Source organism: Dactylosporangium sp. NPDC049140, assembly GCF_040648435.1.
Genome location: NZ_JBEZDS010000029.1, coordinates 20,320 through 40,114, shown reverse-complemented (window position 1 = coordinate 40,114; position 19,795 = coordinate 20,320). Strand labels below are relative to the sequence as shown.

Sequence of the window (19,795 nt, the reverse complement as noted above, 5' to 3'; positions counted from 1 at the left end):
ATGATGACCGCCTGGCAGGTGCACGCGCCCGGGCCGATCGCCGGGAAGCCGCTGCGCCGCGTGGAGATCCCCGTGCCCGAGCCGGCCGCCGACGAGGTGCTCGTGCGGGTGCGGGCCTGCGCCGTCTGCCGCACCGACCTGCACCTGGCCGAGGGCGACCTGCCGCCGCGGCGCCCCGGCACCGTGCCCGGGCACGAGGTCGTCGGCACCGTCGAGCGGGTCGGCGCGGACGTGTCCGAGCCGGCGGTCGGCACCCGCGTCGGGGTGGCCTGGCTGCGGCGGACGTGCGGACGCTGCCGGTACTGCCGCCGGGGCGCGGAGAACCTGTGCCCGTACTCGCAGTACACCGGCTGGGACGCCGACGGCGGGTACGCGCAGTACTGCGTCGCGCCCGCCGCCTACGTGTACCGGCTGCCCACCGGCTACACCGACGAGGAGGTCGCGCCGCTGCTGTGCGCCGGGATCATCGGCTACCGGGCGCTGCGCCGCAGCGAGCTGCCCCCGGGCGGCCGGCTGGGCCTCTACGGCTTCGGCGCGTCCGCGCACCTGGCCATCCAGGTCGCGATCGCGGAGGGTGCGACGGTACACGTGGTGTCGCGCACGGAGGCCGCTCGCGACCTCGCCCTGTCGCTCGGCGCCGCGTCGGCCTCGGCCACCGCCCCGCCGGAGCCGCTCGACTCGGCGATCCTGTTCGCGCCCGTGGGCACGCTGGTGCCGCCGATGCTCGCGGCCCTGGACCGGGGCGGCACCCTGGCCGTCGCCGGGATCCACCTGACGGACATCCCGCCGCTGCGGTACGAGGAGCACCTGTTCCAGGAGCGCACGCTGCGCAGCGTCACCGCGAACACGCGCCGGGACGGCCGGGAGTTCCTCGAGTTCGCGCAGCGGCACCACCTTCGGGTCGCGACCACGCCCTACCCGCTGGACGCGGCCGGCGAGGCTCTCGCGGACCTGGCCGCCGACCGCGTCTCCGGGGCCGCCGTGCTCTCCTTCCCACCGGCCGGCTGACGCTTCAGTGCTGGCGGACGATGGCCACCGGGCAGCCGGCGTAGTGGATCGCGGTCTGGCTCACCGATCCGAGCAGCATCCCGGTGAACGCGCCCCGGCCGCGGGAGCCGACGACGAGCAGCTCGGCGCCCGCGGACCGGTTGTTCAGGGCCGGCCCCGGGCGGCCGCTCACGACGGCGGGCCGGAAGTCGACGTCGGGGTACTTCTCCGCCCACCCGCTCGCGGACTCGACCAGCGCGCGCTCGTGCTCCTCGCGCACCGCGTCGGCGTCGGCGGCCGGCGGCCACATGCCGCGGGCGGGGCCGGTCGACGCCGGCCACTCGTACACGAGCACGGCGGTCAGGCCCACGCCGCGGTATGACGCCTGCTCGAACGCGAAGTGCAGCGCATCGTCGCAGTCGCCCGAGCCGTCGACCCCGACGACCACCCGGCCCGCCTCGGGTCCGGCCGGCCGCTCCTCGTGGCGCACGATGACGACCGGGCACTCGGCGTGCGCGGCCAGTTCCACGCCGACCGAGCCCAGCAGCAGCCCGGCGAAGCCACCGTGGCCCCGGCTGCCGACCACGAGGACGCCGGCGTGCCGGGAGGCCTCGAGCAGCGCGGGTGCCGACGACTGCACCTGCGTGGCGGTGGTGATCCGGATGCCGGGCGCCACCGTCCGGGCCCGGGCCTCCGCGGCGGCGAGGGTCTGCTCGCCGGCCTGCCGCGCGCTTTCCTCGTGGGGGGCGCTCACCGGCATGGGCGCGGTGATCGGCGCGTACGTCGCGGGCCACAGGAACGCGTGCAGGATGTGCAGGGGCCGGGCGCGCCGCGACGCGTCGGCCGCCGCCCAGGCGACGGCGTCGAGACTCGACTCGGAACCGTCGACGCCGACGACGACGCTGTGCTCCGCAAGCATGGAGACCTCCTGGCTGTCCGGGTGTCTGTTCCCTTTCAGCGTTGCGCGGTCGCGGGTGATGCCCCGGGGGTGAGCGCGGCCGCGCTGCGGCGGTGGCGCGTCAGGCGGTCCGGTGGTGGCGGGTCACGGCGTCCAGATCGCCGACGGTGAGCGGCCGCCGGCCGTCCTCCAGCCGGGTGGCCAGGGCGAGCAGCAGCTGTGCGGTGGTGAACGCGTCGCCGAGCGCGTGGTGCGGCGTGTGCACCGGCAGGCCGAGCCGCCGCGCCGCGGACTCCAGGTTCGGCTCGCGGCCGGGGGCGGCGTCGGCGAGCCGCGCCGCGCGCAGGAGCACGGCGGTGTCGATCAGCGTCCGGTTGAGCCGCCGGCCACGCGGCCGCAGCGCGCGGTCCAGGAAGGCGCGTTCGACCCAGGCCGCGTGGGCGACCGGCACCCGGCCGGCGAGCAGGCCCGCGAGCTCGTCCACGACGTCGTCGAGCGGTGGGGCGTCGGCGAGGTCGGCGCCGCGCAGGCCGTGGACGGTCATCGCGGCGACGGAGATCGGGCGGGAGGGGCGCAGCCGGCGGTACACCGTCTCCCCGCACGGAATGCGGGCGTGCCGGACGATGACGGCGCCGAACGACACGATCTCGTCGCGGCGCAGGTCGAGGCCGGTCGCCTCGAGGTCGATGACGCAGAACTCGGCCGCGCGCCACGGTGTGTCCGGGCCGGGAGCCGGCAGCGGTACCGTGGGCCGCAGTCGCATCGCCGGGCCCTCAGCCCGGCAGCCGCTGCAGCCAGGTGCGGTCCACGCGGGCCTGGACGAGCGCGATGGCGCGGAATGTCTCACGCAGGTGCCGCCGGGTGAGCGAGTCGAGCTCCTTCGGGGCGATGAACGTCGACGCCGGCGACGCACCGGCCCCCAGCGCCCGGGTCTCGTGGCGCAGCAACAGGTCGTAGATGCTCTCGAACCCGCCCGCGAGCGTCTCCGCCTCGTCGCCGGTGAGCAGGCCGAGCGCGGCGCCGCGGCGCAGCCGCTCGACGGTCGTGCCGGTGGCGTCGCCGGCCGCGATGGCGATCCAGCGGGCCAGCGATACGACCGGGGTGAGCCCGCCGGGCTTGAGGTCGAGCCGGCCGCGGTGCTCGCCGCTGTGCTGCACCACGAAGTCACGGAAGAACCCGGTGGGCGGCCGCCAGTGCAGCGCCTCGTCGAGCAGGGCCCGCAGGAACTGGCTGGTGCGGGTGTGGGAGCGGATCGTCTCGGTCAGCGACTCGCCCAGCCGCGGGTTGGTCAGCGGCCGGCTGTCGGCGACCATCGCCGACAGCAGCAGGGCGTTCTCGAGGGTCGGGTCGTGCTGCCAGTCGCGGGCCGCGGCGATCCAGGCGGAGCGGGCGCGGCTGAACACCGGGTTGTGGGCGTTGGCGCCGTTGCCGCACAGCGTGAACCCGTACCGCTGCAGGCTCCGCAGCACGTCGCGCGCCTCGGGCCGGATCGCCGCCGCCGGGTCGGGGGTGCCCGCGGGCGGGTCGGCCCAGATCAGCGCCGTGTCCACATCGGACAGCGGTAGCGGCTCGCGGCGGGCGAGGGAGCCGAGCAGCACCCACGAGTGCCGCAGCCCGTCGAGGGCCGGGTGGGGGAGCAGCCGGATGGTCCGCCGGATCGCCGCGTCGACCACCGCCGCGTGGATGGCGCCGATCTGGGTGGCGGGCACGCCGCTCGCGCCCAGCTCGGCGAGCATCGCGGGCAGCAGCTCGCACGCGGCGGCCAGCTCCCCGGGGTCGCGGGCGTCGGCGATCGCCGAGCGGACCACGAGCGGGTCGCGCACCTCCGCCCCGGCCAGGTCCACCGCCCGCAGCACGCCCACCGGTTCGCCGCCGCGGCCGGTCACCACGAGGTGGTGCACGCCGTGCTCGAGCATCCGCAGCAGCGCGCCGGCCGGCGCCGCGTCCTCCTCGACGGTCAGCGCCGGCGTCGAGGCGAGCGCGGCCACCGGATCGTCGATGCCGACCTCACCGGTCGCCACCCGGCGGCGGAAGTCGAGGTCGGTCACGATTCCCGGGCCCGCGGCCGTGCCGGTGCGCACCAGCGCGCACGACAGCCCGGCGGCGCCGATCCGCTCGGCGGCGTCGCGAACCCGCTCCGTCGCGTCGCACCACACGATCGGGCGCATCACGCGGCCCAGCGGCTGGCCGGTCCGCGCGAGCCCGACCGTGCTGGTCCGCCGGTCCGGGCGGGCGGAGTAGCGCAGCCGATCCGGGTGGGCGAGGTAGCCGCGCGGGTCGGGGATGCGCAGGCAGAGGCTCTCCTCGTGGGCCCGCACCCGCATCGGCGGCGCCAGGCCGGACAGCAGCCACTCCTGGCCGAACGTGTCGCCGGTGCCGAGCAGATCCACGACCCGGTCCGCCTCGACGACCTCGAGGGCGCCGGTGCGGACCACCCACAGGTGGGTGAGGGGTTCGCCCTCGGTGACGACGGTCGCCCCGGCCGCGAAGTACTCGACCTCGGCGTGCGCGACGAGGCGGGCCAGGTCGTCGGTGTCCAGCGTGTCGAACGGCGCCTGTGCGCCGAGGAACTCAGCGAACTCCCGCATGCGGTCCGCCCTCCGGCCGCCTGGTGGGCCTGTGCCGGTTGTACACCACCGGCGCGGCTCGCACCAGGGACCGGACGGCGGCCGGCACGGTCACCAGGTCAGCCGCACCGGCTCCGCGGACACCGCCTCGATGTCGGCCGCGGCGGTCAGCAGCAGCCGGTGCCCCAGGTCGCTGAGCGCCCGCGCCACCGCCACCTCGTCGCCGATCTCGGGTATGTCCTCGTCGGCCGGGTGCAGCCGGGCGCTGCCGCTGCCGACCAGGTCTGTGTCGTCCTCGGTGTGCAGCCGCGCCTCCGCGGCCGTGTTGCCGTCGTGCTCACCGATGGCGATCTCGACCGTCCATTGTTTCGCTACCAGCATGATGACCTCCAACCTCTCCGGCGCGCTCTCCACATGTTCGCCTCGTGCTCGTCACCGGCCGGCCCGGCTCGCGGCCGTGTCACCGATGCGGGCGTCCGGCCCCGGGTAGACGACGGTGCGCCGGCCGTCCGCCCACTCGACGGTGTACGGCGGCGTACCGTCGCCGTGCGCCACTTCGACGATCACGCCCTCGCGGCGGGCGTCGCCGAGATGGGTGCCTTCCAGCACGATCCGGTCACCGATATTCGCGTTCATGGCTACCTCCGGACACGTCGTGTCTTCTCCATGACTACCTGCGCCGCAGCGCACCGCACAAGGCCGAAAGTCCCTGGTCGCCGCGTCCCCGATCAGCGGACGACGGCGACGGGGCAGGCCGCGTGGTGAATGGCCGCCTGGCTCACCGAGCCGAGCAGCAGACCGGTGAAGCCACCGCGCCCGCGGGAGCCCACGACGAGCAGCTCGGCACCGGCCGACCGCTCGACGAGAACCGCGGCCGCCCGGCCGGGCACGACGGCCGGGTTGATCTTGACATCCGGATACTTGGCCGCCCGGCCGGCGATCGACGCCACGAGGGCATCGCCGTCCAGGCCGTCCTCGGGCCGGCGGCAGGCGCGCACGGCCGTGAGGCCGGAGCCCCGGACGGACGCCTGCTCGAGAGCGAGCTGCAGCGCGCGCCCGGCGTCCGGCGATCCGTCGAGGCCGACGACCACCCGGCCGGCCCTCCGGTCGTCCGGGGACCGGCCGGGCCGGACGACGACGACCGGTGAGACGGCGTGCGCGGCCAGGGCCACTCCGACCGAGCCGAGCAGCAGGCCGGTGAAGCCCCCGAGCCCGCGGTTGCCGACCACCACGAGGTCGGCGTGCCGGGACGCCTCCACGAGCGCGGCGGCGGCCTGCTGCACCGGCATGTCGATCGAGACATCCAGCGACGGTGCGATGCGGGTGGCGCGGGTGACGGCCTCGCGCACGATGTCGCCGGCCATCTCGCGCATCAGCCGCTCGTAGCCGAGCGGCATCGGCAGGCCCAGCGGCGCGTGCAGCACCGGCCACAGGTACGCGTGGACGATCCGCAGCGGGCGCCGCCGGCGGGCGGCGTCCGCCGCGGCCCAGTCCACGGCGGAGGCGCTCTGCGCCGAGCCGTCGACGCCGACGACCACCGCAGGGTCCGTGTGCATGCTGGGGGCCACCTCCTCAGGTTCGGCCGGCCGCCGCGTGCTCCGGCACGATCGCCACCGCGCAGTCGGCCCGATCGGTGAACGCGTGGTTCACCGATCCGAGGCGCAGCAGCGCTGGAAGTTGGTGGCCGTGCCGGCCCAGCACCAGCAGGGCCGCGCCGGTCGCCGCGTGGCGCAGCCCGGCGGCCGGGTCGCCGCCGAACACCGCCCGCTTGACGGCGACGTGCGGATGGCGGGCGGCGACGGGCTCGATCTCGCGGGCCAGCAGCTCCAGGGCGGCCGGCTCGGCGGCGAAGTGCGTTTCGAGGCACTGCTCGTCGAACCAGTAGTCGCCGGGCCATTGGTTGTCGACGTGGACGGCCGCGACCGGCCGGTGGTGCCGCCGCGCATGGCCGAAGCCGAACCGGATCGCCGCCGCCGACCCGGGCGATCCGTCGACACCGATGACGATATGGCCGGCGAACGGTGCGTTCCCATGCACCCGCACCGGCCGGACGATGACGACCGGGCACATCGCGCCCGCGGTGACCTGGGCGATGCGGGTCCGGTGCCGGTGGCGGACGTCGCCGTCGGCGCCGAGCACCAGCTGATCGACGCGCTCGCTGAGTTCCAGCAGCGCTGCTGTCACGTCGTCGAGCGGCAGCTCGAGGGTCACGTTGTTCCCGCCGAGCATCTGGCGGCACCAACGCACGCGGCGCACCAGGTCCGGATGGGTGAGGATCAGCGTGTCGAGGTCGGGCGCCGCGGCGTGCGGGTCGCCGGGGGCGCGGGCGTGGCAGATCGTCATCCGGGCGCCGGACGCGATGGCCTCCTCGGTCGCCCAGGACAGGGCGGCCAGCCCGCCGGGGCTGAGGTCGACGCCGACGGCGATGCGGCGGCCGGCGGTGTGGCCGTGTGCCTCGTAGGTGGTCTCCGCGGTCATCGTCATGACGATCATCTCCTCGGGCGCCTCACTCCATCGTGCGCCAAGGCCCGCCCGGGCAGCCATGGCCGGCCCGGTGGGCTCGTCCTGTGCGGCCGCCGGGCCGCTCAGGAGCGGCGGGCCACGAGCACGGGCGTGCCGGCGTGCTCGAGCACCTGCAGCGCCACGGCGCCGAGCCGTACGCCGGGGAATCCGCCGTGACCGCGGGCGCCGATGACGAACATGAGCGCGTCGCGGGCGGCGTCCAGCATCGCCGGGACGGTGGGGCAGTGCTCGACGCGGGGAACGACCTCGACGGTGGGGAACTTGCCCCGCCAGGGCTCGAGGTCGGCGGTGAGCGCACGCTCGGCGGCCGCGGCCAGTCCGGCGGGGTCGGCGGAGCGGCCCCGGCGGTGCTCCGGCTCGTGCCAGGTCCGCATCGCGTGCAGGGCGACACCGCGGGACGCCGCCTCGGCGAACCCGAGGCTCAGGCCGTACTCGGCGTCGTCGGACCCGTCGGCCGCGACGACGATCGGCTCGCGCTGCGGCAGCGGCGACTCCGGGCCCGCCCACCGCTCGGCGTGGTGCACGACGAGCACCGGGCAGTGCGCGTGGGAGGCGAGGTGCACCCCGACCGACCCGACGAGCAGCGAGTGGAAGCCTCCGCTGCCGCGGCTGCCGACGACGACGAGGCTCGCGGAGCGGGACTGCTCGATGAGCACCCGCGCCGGTTCGCCGTGCCACGTGGTGGTCGTGACCTCCAGGCCGGGCTGCCAGTGGCGGATCTCGTTGGCGGCCTCGATGGCGAGGCCGTGCTCGTCGCTGACCTCTTCGTAGGGGCCGTGCACCTCCAGGGCGTGGATGATGCGCAGCGGCTGACCGAGGCGCATCGCCTCGTCGGCGGCCCAGCGCACCGCGCCGAACGCGGCGGGTGACCCGTCGACGCCGACGATCACTGGGCGGCGGCTGGCAATCATGGCGCCCTCCCGATCCAGGGACGGTTGGTTCACTTTCCACCGTGGCACGAGCGGCGCGCGAACGGCAGGGGCGATCGGCCCGCCCGCCGGGCCCCCGGACTCCTGCGCGCGGGACCTTCGGCCGGTGCGCCGCGGCGGCGGGGCGGCCACGGTGGAGCCGGAGGACAAGCAGGCGAGGCCGAGGAGGACGCCGTGGGACACTCGCCGGTGCGGGTGACCGCACATTCCGAACCCGGCCGCCGCTGGCTGTGGCTCGTCAAGTGGCTGCTGCTGGTCCCGCACTACGTGGTGCTGGCGGTGCTGTGGGTGGCGTTCGCCGTGCTGACGCTCGTCGCGTACGCCGCGATCCTGTTCACCGGCCGGCCGGGCGATCAGCGCCCGCCCGGGCCGTCCGCGGGCTCGGGCCCGCCGATGCGCACGCAATCGCCGGTCGTCGCCCCCCTCGGCGGCTGATCGGTTGTCAGCGGGCGGGCGGCCCGACGCCGGGCCGCCCGCCCGGGCCACATCCTGCGAAGGAGAAGTGATCGTCATGAAGGCGGCAGTCGTCACCGCGTTCGGCCGGCCGTTGCACATCGAGGAGCGCCCCGTGCCCGTGGCGGGACCGGGCCAGCTGATCGTCCGGATGCAGGCGTCCGGGCTGTGTCACACCGACATCCACGCCGCGCGCGGCGACTGGCCGGTCAAGCCGGTGCCGCCGTTCGTCCCCGGCCACGAGGGGGTCGGCGACGTGGAGGCGATCGGCGCCGGCGTCTCCGCCGAGTGGCTGGGCAAGCGGGTCGCGATCCCGTGGCTGGCCGCCGCGTGCGGCCACTGCCGGTACTGCCTGACCGGCTGGGAGACGCTCTGCGAGCGGCAGCTCAACAGCGGGTACTCCGTCGACGGGGCGTTCGCGGAGTTCGCCGCCGCCTACGCGCGCGGTGTGGTCGAGGTGCCCGCCGGGGTGTCCTCGCTGGACGCCGCCCCGCTGACCTGTGCCGGTGTCACGACGTACAAGGCGATCAAGGTGGCGCGGGTGCGCCCGGCCGAGCGGGTGGCCGTGTTCGGCATCGGCGGACTTGGACACCTCGCGGTGCAGTACGCGCGGATCGTCGGTGGCCTGGTCACCGCGGTGGACATCGAGCCGGCCAAGCTGGAGCTGGCCCGTCAGCTCGGCGCCGACCACCTGGTCGACGCCCGGGCCACCGATCCGGTCGCGGAGATCCACGCGATCGGCGGCGCGGACGTCGCCGTGGTGCTCGCCGCCACCGGGAAGCCGTTCGAGCAGGCGCTGCAGTCACTGTCGCGCGGCGGCCGGCTCGTCTGCGTGGGCCTGCCCGCAGGCGGCGTCATCCCGGTTCCCATCTTCGACACCGTGCTCGGCGGCAGGTCCATCATCGGCTCGATCGTCGGCACCCGGCAGGACCTCGCCGAGGTGTTCACGCTGCACGCCGCCGGGCGGACCCGCGTGATCACGCAGACCCGCAAGCTCGATGACGTCAACGCCTGCTTCGAGGAGGTACTCGCGGGCCTGGTGCCGGCCCGGCTGGTGTTCGAGTTCTGAACGCCGCGGGTGACGGCCCGCGCCACCCCACCTCGCGGGCCGTCACCCGCCGGCCGGGCCCGGTGCGGGGTTCACGATCTCGTCGGCGACCACCTCGATGACCTCGGCGGCCGGGCGGCGGGGCGCCGGGTGCGGCGGCTCGCCGGGCGCCGGAACACCGATCCGTACCGCGATCGCGGGGTAGCCGACGCCACCCAGCATCCGCCGCAGCGTGCCGCGGGCGACCTCGTGCTCCACCAGGTCGCTCATCGGCGACGCGGCCAGGTGCTCGACGCTCGCGGTGAGCAGGACCGCGGAGAGGGTGACGCCGGCGGTCAGCCAGTCATGCTGCCCGTCGCCGTCGGTGACGATGATGCCGTAGCGGGCCTGCCGGTCGGCGATGTCGACCCGGCTGGTGATGGTCGCGGCCGCGCCCGCGGCGGCGAAGTCGCGCACCGGGACCGGGCGCGCACCCAGCGGCGCGAGCGTGTCCACGGGCACGCCGTCGTGGCCCTCGCCCGGAGCCCGTATCCACGCGGCGAGCTCGGCACGGTACTCGGGATCGGCCAGCTGCGCGTCAGCCGCCTCGCCCGCGGCCAGGGCGAGATCGCCGAGATCCCGGGCCCAGACCATCTGCAGGCGCGCCTCCGTGCGCCGGGCGGCCACGCACAGCCGCTCGATCGCCGGCTCCGGAACGGGCCGGTCGGCGAACGGGCGCCGGTCGGAGCGGCGCGAGTGGATGGCCCGGCGCATGCGTTGCGCCCGGGTGGAGGGCTCGGCCGCGCCGCGGTGCCGCACCACCGCGAGCAGGTCCGGGTCGCCGCCGGTCGGCAGCGCGTCCACCTCGAAGTACACCCCGTCGGCGGCAAGTGTCACGCAGGCGTGGTGCAGCGCGGCGCCGCAGCTGAGTACCAGCAGCCGGCCGGTGGGGTCGAGGGTGCCCAGCCGCCGTCGCTGGTCGGCATACAGCAGCGCCGTGTCGTGGGTGATGCGCCAGTGCCACGGCTGGGTGTTGAGGACGGAGGGTGCGTGCAACGCGGCCGCCGCCGCGCGGGTGAGCTCCCGGCCGACCGGTCCGACCCGGTACGTCGTGGCCGGACTGGATGCGTGTGCGGACATGGCCATCTCCTCGGTGTCGTCGGGACCGGCCCACGATCTGCCCATTCCGGGCCGCAATCACCGTCGCGGGACCGCACGGATCCGTCGTACGGTGTCGGCGACCTCCAGCTCGGCCAGCTGGGACTCCGTCGCGGCGAGCCCGGCCTCGAGCCGGGGTATCCAGCGCCGTTCGAGCGCGCGCACCCGCTGCCGCGCGGCCGACAGCGCGGTCTCGACGCTGATGAGGGCGTGCATGGCGGCCGCGTGCCGCACGGCGGTCGCCGCCGCATCGCGATAGGCGGCGACCGCGGCGGCGAGCGCCGCACCGCCCGATGCCATCGGGGGTGCGCCGGCGCCGGGCAGATCCGGCGGCTCCGCGCAACGGACGCCGAGCAGGGTGATCCAGCGCGGCACGAACGTCAGCGGGGGAGCGTCCGCGGCCGCGGCGCAGAACGCGTCGGCCCCGTCCAGCGCCGCGGTCCGGCGCAGCCACGTCCGCGCGGTTGCGTCGGCCCGGACCAGCTCGAGGCCTGTCGCGTCGGCCCGTTCCCGGAGCCGCTGCCGTTGCGCGGTGAGCATGGCGACCTTGCGGCGCAGCACGTCGCTGCCGCGCCGGGCGACGGCGAGGCGCCGGCGCAGCCAGAGGGCCCCGGCCCGGCCCGGCGGAGCACCCCGGACCCCGCTCATGGCGCCGGCTCCCGGCGATGTTGCGCGACGAGCGCCGCCGGCAGCATCGTCAGATCGGTGTCGTCCAGCACGAGCAGCGCCCGCCACGCCCGGTCGAGCGTGTCGTCGAGATCGCGCCGCTCGTCGGGGCGCTGGCCGAGCAGCTCCCGCTCGACCACGGTCGCGAAGCCGAGGTGCCGGCGGTCGGCCTCGGCGAGGCCGGCGACCCCGACCAGGTCGGCCAGCTCGCGGGCCTGGGCCGCCCGGGCCAGGGCGGCCGTCAGCTGAGCGGCGACCGGCAGATGGTCGGCGCGGGTGCGGCCCGGGCCGGCGCCGTGGCGCATCAGCCGCGACAGGGACGCGAGCGGCTCGACCGGTGGATACACACCGCGGCCGTGGGCTTCGGCCGAGAGCACGACCTGGCCCTCGGTGATGTAGCCGGTGAGGTCGGGTACCGGGTGGGTGATGTCGCCGGCGGGCATCGTGAGCACCGGGATGATCGTGACCGAGCCCGGGTGCGCACGCAGCCGGCCGCAGCGCTCGTACAGCGAGGCGAGGTCGCTGTAGAGGCACCCGGGATAGGCCCGGCGGGCCGGCATCTCGCCGCGGGCCGCCGAGACCTCCCGCAGCGCCTCGGCGTAGCTGGTCATGTCGGTCATGACGACGAGCACCTCCCGGCCGCCGGTGAACGCGAGATCCTCGGCCACCGTCAGCGCGAGCCGCGGCGTGAGGATGCGCTCGATGACGGGGTCGTCGGCGGTGTTGAGCAGCATCACCAGCTCGCCCTCGCGGGCCCGCTCGGCGAGCGCGTCGCGGACGTAGCCCGCGTCAGCGTGGGTGAGGCCCATCGCGGCGAACACGACGCTGAACCGCTTCCCGGCCGTGTCGGCCTGCGCGGCGACCTGGCAGGCCAGCTCCAGGTAGGGCAGGCCGGCGACGGCGAACACCGGCAGCTTCTGGCCCCGGACCAGGGTGGTCAGCGCGTCGATCGCCGACACGCCGGTCACCACCGGGTCGGCCGGCGGCTCGCGTAGCACCGGGTTCATCGGGGCGCCGGCCACCGCCGCGGTGCGGTCGCCGACGATCGGCGGGCCCCCGTCGATCGGCTCGCCGCGGCCGTTGCACGCCCGGCCCAGCCACTGGTCGCCGACGGGGATCCGCATCGGCGTACCCGCGAAGGCCACGCCACCGCCGGCGCGGGCCATGCCGGCGGTGCCCTCCAGCACCTGGACAATCGCGAGATCCCGGTCGACCTCGAGCACGACGCCGTGCCGGCGTTCGCCGTGCGGCAGCCGGATCTCGGCCACCTCGTCGTAGCCCACACCGTCGACGTCCCCGACGACGACCAACGGGCCGTGCAGCTCGCGGATGCCGGTGTGCTCGACCGCCGGCCACGCGTTCACGGTTTCCCTCCCGTCGTGGCGGCGTCCACGGCGGCGAGGACGACGGCGAGGCGGCCGGTGACCCCGGCGGCGTCGTCCGGAGCGGTCTCCGCACCGGCGCGCAGCAGCGGGCCGAAGTCGACCTGCTCCAGCCGGGACAGATCGGCACCGTCGGCGGCCCGGTCGCGGCAGCGCTCGCCGGCGGCCAGCGCAGCGGAAAGCAACGCGGCGGCCTTGCCGGCGGTGCAGAACGCGTCGTTGTCGACGAGCGCATTCTGCTGCAGTACCGCATCCCTCACCAGCCGACCGGCCAGGAGGGTCGCGCGCTCGCCGCCCGGCAGCCCGGCCACGCCGATGAGGTCGGCGAGGGCGCCGATGCGGTCGGCCTCGGCCAGCAGCGCCAGCGCCCGCGTCCGGCGGACCGCCCAGTCGCCGTCGCCCCGGCGCGCGTGATGTGCCGCGGCCACGGTGGCGTCGCGCGAGAACGATCCCGACCAGGACACGGCGGGATAGTGCCGGGCGTAGGCGAGATCGCGGTCCAGGCTCCAGCGGCAGCGTACGAACCGCTCGGTGTTGGCCGTCACCGGCTCGGTCAGGTCGCCGCCGGGAGGCGAGACGGCGCCCAGGATGGTGACGCTGCCGGCCGCGCCGCCGAGGGTGGTGACCGCGCCGGAGCGTTCGTAGAACGCGGCGAGGGCCGAGGCGAGGTCGGCGGGGTACCCCTCCTCGGCGGGCAGCGCGCCGGTGCGCGACGCGAACTCGCGCAGCGCCTCGGCCCAGCGGGAGGTCGAGTCGGCGATCAGGACGACGTCGTAGCCCATGTCGCGGAAGTGCTCGGCGACGGTGACGCCGGTGTAGACGCCCGCCTCGCGGGCCATCATCGGCATGTTCGAGGTGTTGGCGATGACCGTGGTCCGGGCCAGCAGCCGGCCGCCGGTGCGGGGGTCGCTGAGCTGGGCCAGGTCGGCCACGACGTCGGCCATCTCGTTGCCCCGTTCGCCACACCCGACGTAGACGATGACATCGGCGTCGCACCACTTCGCGATCTGCTGCAGCAGCATGGTCTTGCCGGTACCGAAGCCGCCCGGCACGGCCGCGGTACCGCCTTTGGCCACGGGAAACAGCAGGTCGACGGCGCGCTGCCCGGTCACCAGCGGCTCGTCGGCGGGTCGTCGTTCCCGGCATGGGAGCGGCGTGCGGACGGGCCAGGTCAGGCCGATCCCGACCGGCCGGCCGGCGACCGCGGCCACCGTGGCGTCCGGTCCGTACCGGCCGGCCGGGACGATCCAGTCGAGCGGTCCGTCCGTCCCCGGCGGGACCAGCACGCGGTAGTCGACGGTCCCGGCGGTGCTCACCGTGCCCAGCACCGTGCCGGGTCCGAGCACCGTCCCGGCGGCGGCGGTCGGGGTGAACGCCCAGGTGCTCGCCGGATCCGGCGCGTCGCCGACGGCCCCGGCCGCCAGCCACGCGGGCGCCCCGGACAGCGGGCGGAGCAGCCCGTCGAAGACCCCGCCGAGCAGCCACGGGCCGAGGCGGGCGGCGAGCGGGTGGCCGAGGGGCCGGGCGGTGTCGCCGGGCCGCATGGCGCCGGTGTACTCGTACGCCTGAACCGTCACCGTCCGGCCGCTGACCCGTACCACCTCGCCGGGCAGCCCGAGCGGGCCGAGGGCGATCAGCTCGTGCATGGCCACGGTGTCCGGCCCGTCGAACTCGACGAGGGGTCCGGCGACGCGGGTGACCGTCCCGCTCATGTCCACACCTCCTCGATCTGGCCGGCCACCACCGGCATCACGTGCTCGACGAGCGCGCCCAGCGAGCAGTCGACCGTCCGGTCCGCCGCGGTGCCGACGAGTCCGCCGCCCGGCGCCGGCGCGATGTGCGCGTCCGGACCGAGTGCGCCGATGATGCCGCGGCGCAGCACCGGGTCGAGGCCGGCCCGCTGCAACAGCCGCAGCGCCCGCCGTCGCACCTCCTCGTACCGCTCGCGCCGGGCCGAAAGCACGACGGTCCGGGCCTGCCGGCTCCGGCGAGCGAGCTCCCCGCCGGCGAGAGCCTTCGCCTCGGCGGCGCCGGCGGCGCGGGCCTCGCGCACGGTCCGGTCCGCCTCGGCGCGGGCGTGGGCGAGCGTCGCCGCTGCGCGCTCCTCGGCCGCGCGCAGGCTGCGCCCGGCGTCGGCGTCCGCGGCCGCCGCGATCGACCGCCGGACAGGCTCGAGCGCGGACCCGACGGCCGGCATGCTCATGGCGGGCTCGTGTCGGGCAGTACGGCCACCATCCGGGCCGGGTCGGCCACGGCGTCCCCGAGTACGCGGGCGGCCTGGGCGGTGAGCACGACGACCGCCACGTCCGGGTCGAGGGATTGCCAGGCGGCGCGGACCGCGATCGGGTCGCCGGCGGGCAGCACGGTGACGCCGGCGACGGCGTACCCGCGGATCGCGGCTTCGGCGCCGATGGCGGCCACTGTTGCGACGGCCAACGTCAGGCCTTGCCGATCAGGATGATCGCGATGATCAGGCCGTAGATGGCGATGCCCTCGGCCAGCCCGACGATCACCATCGCCCGCCCGAAGAGCTCGGGCCGCTCGCTCAGCGCGGCCAGCGCCGCCGCACCGGTGTACGCGACCGCGATCGCGGCGCCGATCGACGAGCCGGCGACCGCGATCGCGGCACCGAGCAGCGCGGCCCAGTTCCCGCCGCCGGTCGCGCCGGGGGCGTACGCCGCGGCCGCCCCGGGCGTGAGCAGGACGACGACCAGCGCGGCCAGCGCCGCCAGGAGGAGGCCTCCGGCGGCCGCGGGCAGCCATCGGCGCAGACGGGGAGCGGCGTGCGGGCTCCGCCGCAGGCGCCAGGCGGTCAGCAGTACCCCCAGCGGCACGACGGCGGCCAGGCCGGTGATCCAGAGGGCGTTCATGTGGGCACCTCCTGCTTCGCGGGCGCGGCGATGCGCCACGGCCGGAACGGCCGGCCGGTCGCCTCGAACACCCGGGAGAACAACTCGTAGTACTCCAACCTCAGCGCCTGGACCCCGGCGACGAGCACCTCGAGCCCGAACGTGACGGCATTGCCGACGACGAACAGCACCACGGCGACCGGGACCCAGTCGCCACCCTGGTGCCAGGCGGCCGCGGTGCCGGCCCACACCACGGCCCCGAGGGCGGCGTGGGTGAGCCCGAACGCGGCCAGCCGGGCGAACGACACCACATTGGCGCCGATGCGGATCACCAGGTCGAACAGCTGCACCAGGGTCTGCGCCAGCGCCGCCCCGCCGGCACCGGCGGCGGCCCGCAGCCCGGTGGCGGCGAGCCCGAGGCCGGCGGCTGCGAGCAGAATGCCGGCGACGGCGAGCGGAAGCGAGCGCAGGTACCAACCGGTGGCGGCCACGGCCGCGCCCGCGAAGACGCCGGAGCCCGCGATGCCGGACGGGGCGTAGAGGGCCGCGGCGGGTCCGCCCTCCCGCCAGCGGTTGATCACGCCGACGGCGTAGGCGCCGGCCAGCAGGACCCCGCCGAGGACCACGCCGGTGACCAGGAGCCGCACCGGGTCGGCGAGCGGCTCGAGCCAGAACGCGGGCACCAGCCCGGTCGGGCCGAAGCACTCGCCGAGCAGCGCGCCGAACCCGGCGCTGGCCAGACCGGCGCCCGCCACGAACGGCCACACCGGGCGCAGCCGCGCGAGCCGGCGCGGCGGACGCAGGCGCAGGACGAGCGCCGCGGTGAGCAGCAGCAGGCCGTGCCCGACGTCGGCGAACATCATGCCGAACATCACCACGTAGGCGATGCCGGCCGGCAGCGTGGGATCCAGATCGTCGTACGGCACCGTGCCGTACGTCCGCACCAGCGGCGCGAATGCCCGCCGGGCCGGCCCGGCCGGGGCGAGCATGGTCGGCGGGTCGGCACCCGGCGGATTCGGCAGCGGTACGAGGGCGCCTCCCAGCGGCGCGATCCTGGCCGCCAGCGCAACCCGCGTGTTTGCGGGGCACCAGCCGGGCAGCGCTGCGCAGCCATCGCGGCCGGCCGCACCCGCCGCCATCGCGGCCGCGGTGTCCGGTGAGCGGTCCGCGGTCCGCAGCGGCTCCAGCTCGACAGCCCCGGCGGCGCCCACGACGTCCAGCACGGCGGGCAGATCCTCGTCGCGGGCGACGAGCGCGACCCGTTGCATGCGCACCGGCCACAGCCGCGATGCGGTCATGACGGCGCTCGGGCCACGTCCGGCGGGTCCGTTCCCGCGGCCCGCATCGCCGCCGCCGCGACAACGCCGGCGGCGCGGTCGAGGCCGGCCGGGTCACGGGTCCGGATCGCGTCCGCCTCGGTCTCGGCGGCGGCGACGATCGCGGCGCCGGCGCGTCGGGTGTCTTCCAGCACGGCGCTGAAGGCTTCGTCGCGACCGGTCCGGGCGGCCTCCCGCGCGGCCGCGATGATCCGGGCGGCCTCGGTCGCGGCGTCGCGGTCGAGCTGTTCGGCCGCCCGCGCGGCGGCCGCGCGGACCCCGGCCGCCTCGGCGTTCGCCCCGGCCAGCGCGGCGAAGACCCGGCCGAGCTCGGCGGCGCCGCGCCGGGCCGGGTCGTCCGGGACGGCGGCCGGGGCGGCCGCGCCGGGCGTGCCGGCGGGCCGGAATCTCCGGAACAGCTCGCGCATGTTCATGGGCACGTACCTTCCCTGCCCGGGCCGGGCGTCACGGCGGGGCGGGCACCGACGACGCTGGGCGCGTTCATGGGCACGTACCTTCCCTCTCCGGGCCGGGCGTCACGGCGGGGCCGCCACCGACGACGCTAGGCGCGCCGCGACACCGCGGGCAGGGTCGAAGGTCACCCCGCGCGGGCCGCCCGGTCCGGCCGTCCGGGGCGATCGGCACTGGCCCGGGGTGGGCCGGGACCGGATGCTGGATACGTGAGTACCGGCGGGGCCGCCAATGTCGCCGGGTCCGTCCGGGCCCAGGGACTGGCCCGGCGCCGCCTCGGCGCGGCCGCGCGCAGCGTGGCGGTGCGCCCCGGCCTCGCCCCGGCGTTGGACGCGCTCGCGAGCACCGCGTACGGCCGTGATGTGCGGCCCGGTCAGTCGCTGGTCGAGGCCCAGGACGCGGTCGCGGCCACGCTGCTGTGGCATCTGCGCGTCCTGGCCGGCTGGCTGCCGCCCGGCGGCGCCGAGCCGCTGCGCGCGGCCGCCGGCTGGTTCGAGATCGTCAACGTCGACCGGCGCCTGCGCGGGCTGGGCGGCCGCCCGGCCGGCCCCGCGTTCGAGCTGGGCGCCCTGGCCACGGCCTGGCCGCGGCTGGCGAGGATGGGCACCGCCGCGGCGCTGCGGGCCGAGCTCGCCACCGCGGGCTGGTGCCGCGGTGATCCCGGCACCGATCGCGGCGCCGCGGTGGCCATGCGGCTGTCCTGGGCCCGGCGGATGGCCGACGTGCCGGGCGCCGAAGCATGGGCGGCAGGCGGGGTCGCGCTGCTCGTCGCCCGGGAGCGTTGGCTGGCCGGGTCCGATGTGTCGCCGCCGGTACCGCTGATCGGCCCGGCGGTTGGCGCGGCGTCATTCGCCGGGTTCGTGGCGGCGCTGCCGGCCCGGGCCGCCTGGCCGTTCGCCTTCGTGCGCCGGCCGCCGGACCTCTGGCTCGGCGAGTCCGCCTGGTGGCGGAGGCTCGAGGCGGACGGGCGCGCGCTGCTGCGCCGGGGCGGGTTCGGCCCCGGCCCGGCGCTCGGGGCGGCCGCGGTGCTGGCGGCCGACGCGTGGCGGGTGCGGGCGGCGCTCGCCTGCGCGGCCGACGGCGGCGAGCCGGCGGCATTCGACCTGATCACCATGGGTGACGGGGTGAGGTCCGGCCAACCGGCCACGCCGCGATCCGGCCGGGACGACGCTGCGGAGTGGGCTTCGAACGACAGGGGACCGTCATGATCACGACCGTTGATCTGCTGGCCGCGCACCCGTTTCTCGCCGGGCTGCCGGCGGAGCAGATCGAGCAGCTCTCGCGATGGGCCCGGCGCGCGCCGTTCCGGGCCGGCACGAGGATCTTCGAGGAGAACGGCGACGCTCGGCGCTGGTGGCTGATCCGCGAAGGTACCGTCAGCCTCCGCACGCAGGTGCCCGGCCGGGGCGAGGTCGTGATCGAGACGCTCGGGCCGGGCAGCGTGCTCGGCTGGTCGTGGCTCTTCCCGCCGTACCGCTGGCACTTCGGCGCCGAGGCGGTGAGCCCGGTGCTCAGCATCGCGTTCGACGGCGCCGGCGTGCGCGCCCTGTGCGGGGCCGATCCGGTGCTCGGATACGAGCTCACCACGCGCTTCATGGCGGTGGTGGTGGAACGGATGCAGGCGACCCGGATGCGCCTGCTGGATCTCTACCGGGCACCCGGCTGACGGGACGAACGCCTCTGGCGGACCCGGTCGATGCGAGGTGCAGTCGAGGGGAGGGCATCCGTATTCGTTGATTGGAGGACGTGATGACTCCCCTTCGCAAACTGACCGTCCTCGCCACCGCCGGGCTGATCGCATTCGCACCGGCGGCGTGCGCGCGGGGCGGCGGTTCGGCGGGCCCGGCCGGTCCGGGCCGCTCCGCCGGCGCGGCCGTCTCCGTCGGTCCCGCGGTGTCACCGGCGCCGTCGCCGTCCGCGGTGGGGCCGCCGGTCGCCTCACCCACCGAGGTGACGCCGACGATGACCGGCCGTGTCGTGTCGGCGACGGTGACCTATCCGTGGCACTGGCCGAACGACGTGGGCTCACCCGCCGTCGTGCGGCACGACTACGCCGTGCCGCCGGTGCCCAGGCTCGCCGCCATCGGTGCCGCGAGCCATCCGGGTACCGGAGGCGAGCGGGCCTACGACCGGATGTCGTTCACCTTCACCACCGCGATGCCCGGCTACAGCTTCGCGTTCGCCGACCAGCTCATCGGCGACGGCACTGGGCAGCCGGTCCCTGTCAAAGGCAACGGTGTGCTGCGCGTGATGTTCCGGCAGGCGCAGGCCCACAACGCCGGCGGCACGGACTCGAGCATCCTGACGAAGCCGAGCCGGCCGCTGCACCTGACCCGGATGACCGACTACGCGCCGGCCGGCGACTTCGAGGGCGTCGTGACGTACGGCATCGGCGTCGGCTGGCCGGTCCACAGCAACCCGCAGCCCCAGGTCCGCGCCTACGAGGTCGTCCGCGTCCTTGCCGACGGTCAGATGCGGTACACGGTCGCGATCGACATCGCGGTGCGCTGAGGGCGATTCGGGACCGACGGCCCTCGCCGGTGCCCGATTCGCAGTGCATTGTGGAGTT

Annotated in this window: 23 protein-coding genes; 6 read left to right on the top strand and 17 right to left on the bottom strand. The window is 76.2% G+C overall.

Annotated elements, in window-relative coordinates; translation table 11 throughout:
* On the top strand, positions 1-1,008 hold the full coding sequence (locus tag AB0B76_RS35820; protein ID WP_360383852.1) for a zinc-binding alcohol dehydrogenase family protein: 1,008 nt from the start codon (positions 1-3) through the stop codon (positions 1,006-1,008).
* 4 nt (positions 1,009-1,012) lie between these two features.
* On the opposite strand, the gene AB0B76_RS35815 is transcribed toward AB0B76_RS35820, so the two are convergent.
* The 8 genes from AB0B76_RS35815 to AB0B76_RS35780 all read right to left on the bottom strand — a co-directional run bounded on the left by AB0B76_RS35815 (position 1,013) and on the right by AB0B76_RS35780 (position 7,886).
* Entirely contained in the window at positions 1,013-1,906 is an 894-nt protein-coding gene (locus AB0B76_RS35815) for a universal stress protein (RefSeq protein WP_360383849.1), read from the bottom strand.
* Between the two features lie 100 nt (positions 1,907-2,006).
* Positions 2,007-2,648 (bottom strand): exonuclease domain-containing protein, encoded by a 642-nt coding sequence (locus AB0B76_RS35810; protein WP_360383847.1) that lies wholly within the window; start codon positions 2,646-2,648, stop codon positions 2,007-2,009.
* 10 nt (positions 2,649-2,658) lie between these two features.
* A complete protein-coding gene (locus AB0B76_RS35805; RefSeq protein ID WP_360383844.1) occupies positions 2,659-4,473 on the bottom strand; it encodes a putative nucleotidyltransferase substrate binding domain-containing protein in 1,815 nt (604 codons plus the stop codon).
* A 90-nt stretch (positions 4,474-4,563) separates the two neighbouring features.
* On the bottom strand, positions 4,564-4,833 hold the full coding sequence (locus AB0B76_RS35800) for a DUF1876 domain-containing protein (protein ID WP_360383841.1): 270 nt from the start codon (positions 4,831-4,833) through the stop codon (positions 4,564-4,566).
* 51 nt (positions 4,834-4,884) lie between these two features.
* Positions 4,885-5,088, bottom strand: a complete 204-nt coding sequence (locus tag AB0B76_RS35795) for a DUF1918 domain-containing protein (protein ID WP_360383838.1) — start codon at positions 5,086-5,088, stop codon at positions 4,885-4,887.
* 92 nt (positions 5,089-5,180) lie between these two features.
* On the bottom strand, positions 5,181-6,008 hold the full coding sequence (locus AB0B76_RS35790; protein ID WP_360383836.1) for a universal stress protein: 828 nt from the start codon (positions 6,006-6,008) through the stop codon (positions 5,181-5,183).
* A 16-nt stretch (positions 6,009-6,024) separates the two neighbouring features.
* The gene (locus AB0B76_RS35785; protein ID WP_360383833.1) at positions 6,025-6,936 is read right to left on the bottom strand and encodes a universal stress protein; all 912 of its coding nucleotides are present in this window, start codon (positions 6,934-6,936) and stop codon (positions 6,025-6,027) included.
* Positions 6,937-7,037: 101 nt separating this feature from the next.
* Positions 7,038-7,886, bottom strand: a complete 849-nt coding sequence (locus tag AB0B76_RS35780; RefSeq protein ID WP_360383831.1) for a universal stress protein — start codon at positions 7,884-7,886, stop codon at positions 7,038-7,040.
* Positions 7,887-8,078: 192 nt separating this feature from the next.
* Between AB0B76_RS35780 and AB0B76_RS35775 the strand changes: the two genes are divergently transcribed.
* Positions 8,079-8,339 (top strand): hypothetical protein, encoded by a 261-nt coding sequence (locus tag AB0B76_RS35775; protein WP_360383829.1) that lies wholly within the window; start codon positions 8,079-8,081, stop codon positions 8,337-8,339.
* Positions 8,340-8,415: 76 nt separating this feature from the next.
* On the top strand, positions 8,416-9,426 hold the full coding sequence (locus tag AB0B76_RS35770; protein ID WP_360383826.1) for a zinc-dependent alcohol dehydrogenase: 1,011 nt from the start codon (positions 8,416-8,418) through the stop codon (positions 9,424-9,426).
* Positions 9,427-9,468: 42 nt separating this feature from the next.
* Here the strand turns inward: AB0B76_RS35770 and AB0B76_RS35765 are convergent, their stop codons facing one another.
* From AB0B76_RS35765 to AB0B76_RS35725, 9 genes are read right to left on the bottom strand one after another with little or no spacing between them, the layout of a single operon-like run.
* Entirely contained in the window at positions 9,469-10,524 is a 1,056-nt protein-coding gene (locus tag AB0B76_RS35765) for a nitroreductase (protein ID WP_360383823.1), read from the bottom strand.
* Positions 10,525-10,581: 57 nt separating this feature from the next.
* Positions 10,582-11,190, bottom strand: coding sequence for a V-type ATP synthase subunit D (locus AB0B76_RS35760; RefSeq protein WP_360383821.1), 609 nt, complete (start codon positions 11,188-11,190; stop codon positions 10,582-10,584).
* A complete protein-coding gene (locus AB0B76_RS35755; protein WP_360383818.1) occupies positions 11,187-12,572 on the bottom strand; it encodes a V-type ATP synthase subunit B in 1,386 nt (461 codons plus the stop codon). Before AB0B76_RS35755 ends, AB0B76_RS35760 begins: the two co-directional genes overlap by 4 nt.
* Complete coding sequence (locus AB0B76_RS35750; protein ID WP_360383816.1) at positions 12,569-14,302, bottom strand: V-type ATP synthase subunit A; 1,734 nt, start codon at positions 14,300-14,302, stop codon at positions 12,569-12,571. Before AB0B76_RS35750 ends, AB0B76_RS35755 begins: the two co-directional genes overlap by 4 nt.
* Positions 14,299-14,793 carry a hypothetical protein gene (locus AB0B76_RS35745; RefSeq protein ID WP_360383814.1) on the bottom strand — a complete coding sequence of 165 codons (495 nt, stop codon included), beginning with the start codon at positions 14,791-14,793 and terminating at the stop codon, positions 14,299-14,301. The genes AB0B76_RS35750 and AB0B76_RS35745 overlap by 4 nt, the downstream gene beginning before the upstream one ends.
* On the bottom strand, positions 14,790-15,026 hold the full coding sequence (locus AB0B76_RS35740; protein ID WP_360383812.1) for a hypothetical protein: 237 nt from the start codon (positions 15,024-15,026) through the stop codon (positions 14,790-14,792). Before AB0B76_RS35740 ends, AB0B76_RS35745 begins: the two co-directional genes overlap by 4 nt.
* Before the next feature lie 2 nt (positions 15,027-15,028).
* Positions 15,029-15,460 carry an ATP synthase subunit C gene (locus AB0B76_RS35735; protein ID WP_360383810.1) on the bottom strand — a complete coding sequence of 144 codons (432 nt, stop codon included), beginning with the start codon at positions 15,458-15,460 and terminating at the stop codon, positions 15,029-15,031.
* Positions 15,457-16,737: a V-type ATPase 116kDa subunit family protein gene (locus tag AB0B76_RS35730; protein ID WP_360383808.1), complete on the bottom strand. Its 1,281-nt coding sequence runs from the start codon at positions 16,735-16,737 to the stop codon at positions 15,457-15,459. Before AB0B76_RS35730 ends, AB0B76_RS35735 begins: the two co-directional genes overlap by 4 nt.
* On the bottom strand, positions 16,734-17,189 hold the full coding sequence (locus AB0B76_RS35725) for a hypothetical protein (protein WP_360383805.1): 456 nt from the start codon (positions 17,187-17,189) through the stop codon (positions 16,734-16,736). The genes AB0B76_RS35730 and AB0B76_RS35725 overlap by 4 nt, the downstream gene beginning before the upstream one ends.
* 246 nt (positions 17,190-17,435) lie before the next feature.
* On the opposite strand from AB0B76_RS35725, the gene AB0B76_RS35720 reads away from it, so the two are divergent.
* From AB0B76_RS35720 to AB0B76_RS35710, 3 genes are all read left to right on the top strand, one after another.
* Positions 17,436-18,434 carry a hypothetical protein gene (locus AB0B76_RS35720; protein ID WP_360383803.1) on the top strand — a complete coding sequence of 333 codons (999 nt, stop codon included), beginning with the start codon at positions 17,436-17,438 and terminating at the stop codon, positions 18,432-18,434.
* Complete coding sequence (locus AB0B76_RS35715; protein ID WP_360383802.1) at positions 18,431-18,892, top strand: cyclic nucleotide-binding domain-containing protein; 462 nt, start codon at positions 18,431-18,433, stop codon at positions 18,890-18,892. The genes AB0B76_RS35720 and AB0B76_RS35715 overlap by 4 nt, the downstream gene beginning before the upstream one ends.
* 83 nt (positions 18,893-18,975) lie before the next feature.
* The gene (locus AB0B76_RS35710; RefSeq protein ID WP_360383800.1) at positions 18,976-19,737 is read left to right on the top strand and encodes a hypothetical protein; all 762 of its coding nucleotides are present in this window, start codon (positions 18,976-18,978) and stop codon (positions 19,735-19,737) included.
* Positions 19,738-19,795: the final 58 nt, after the last annotated feature.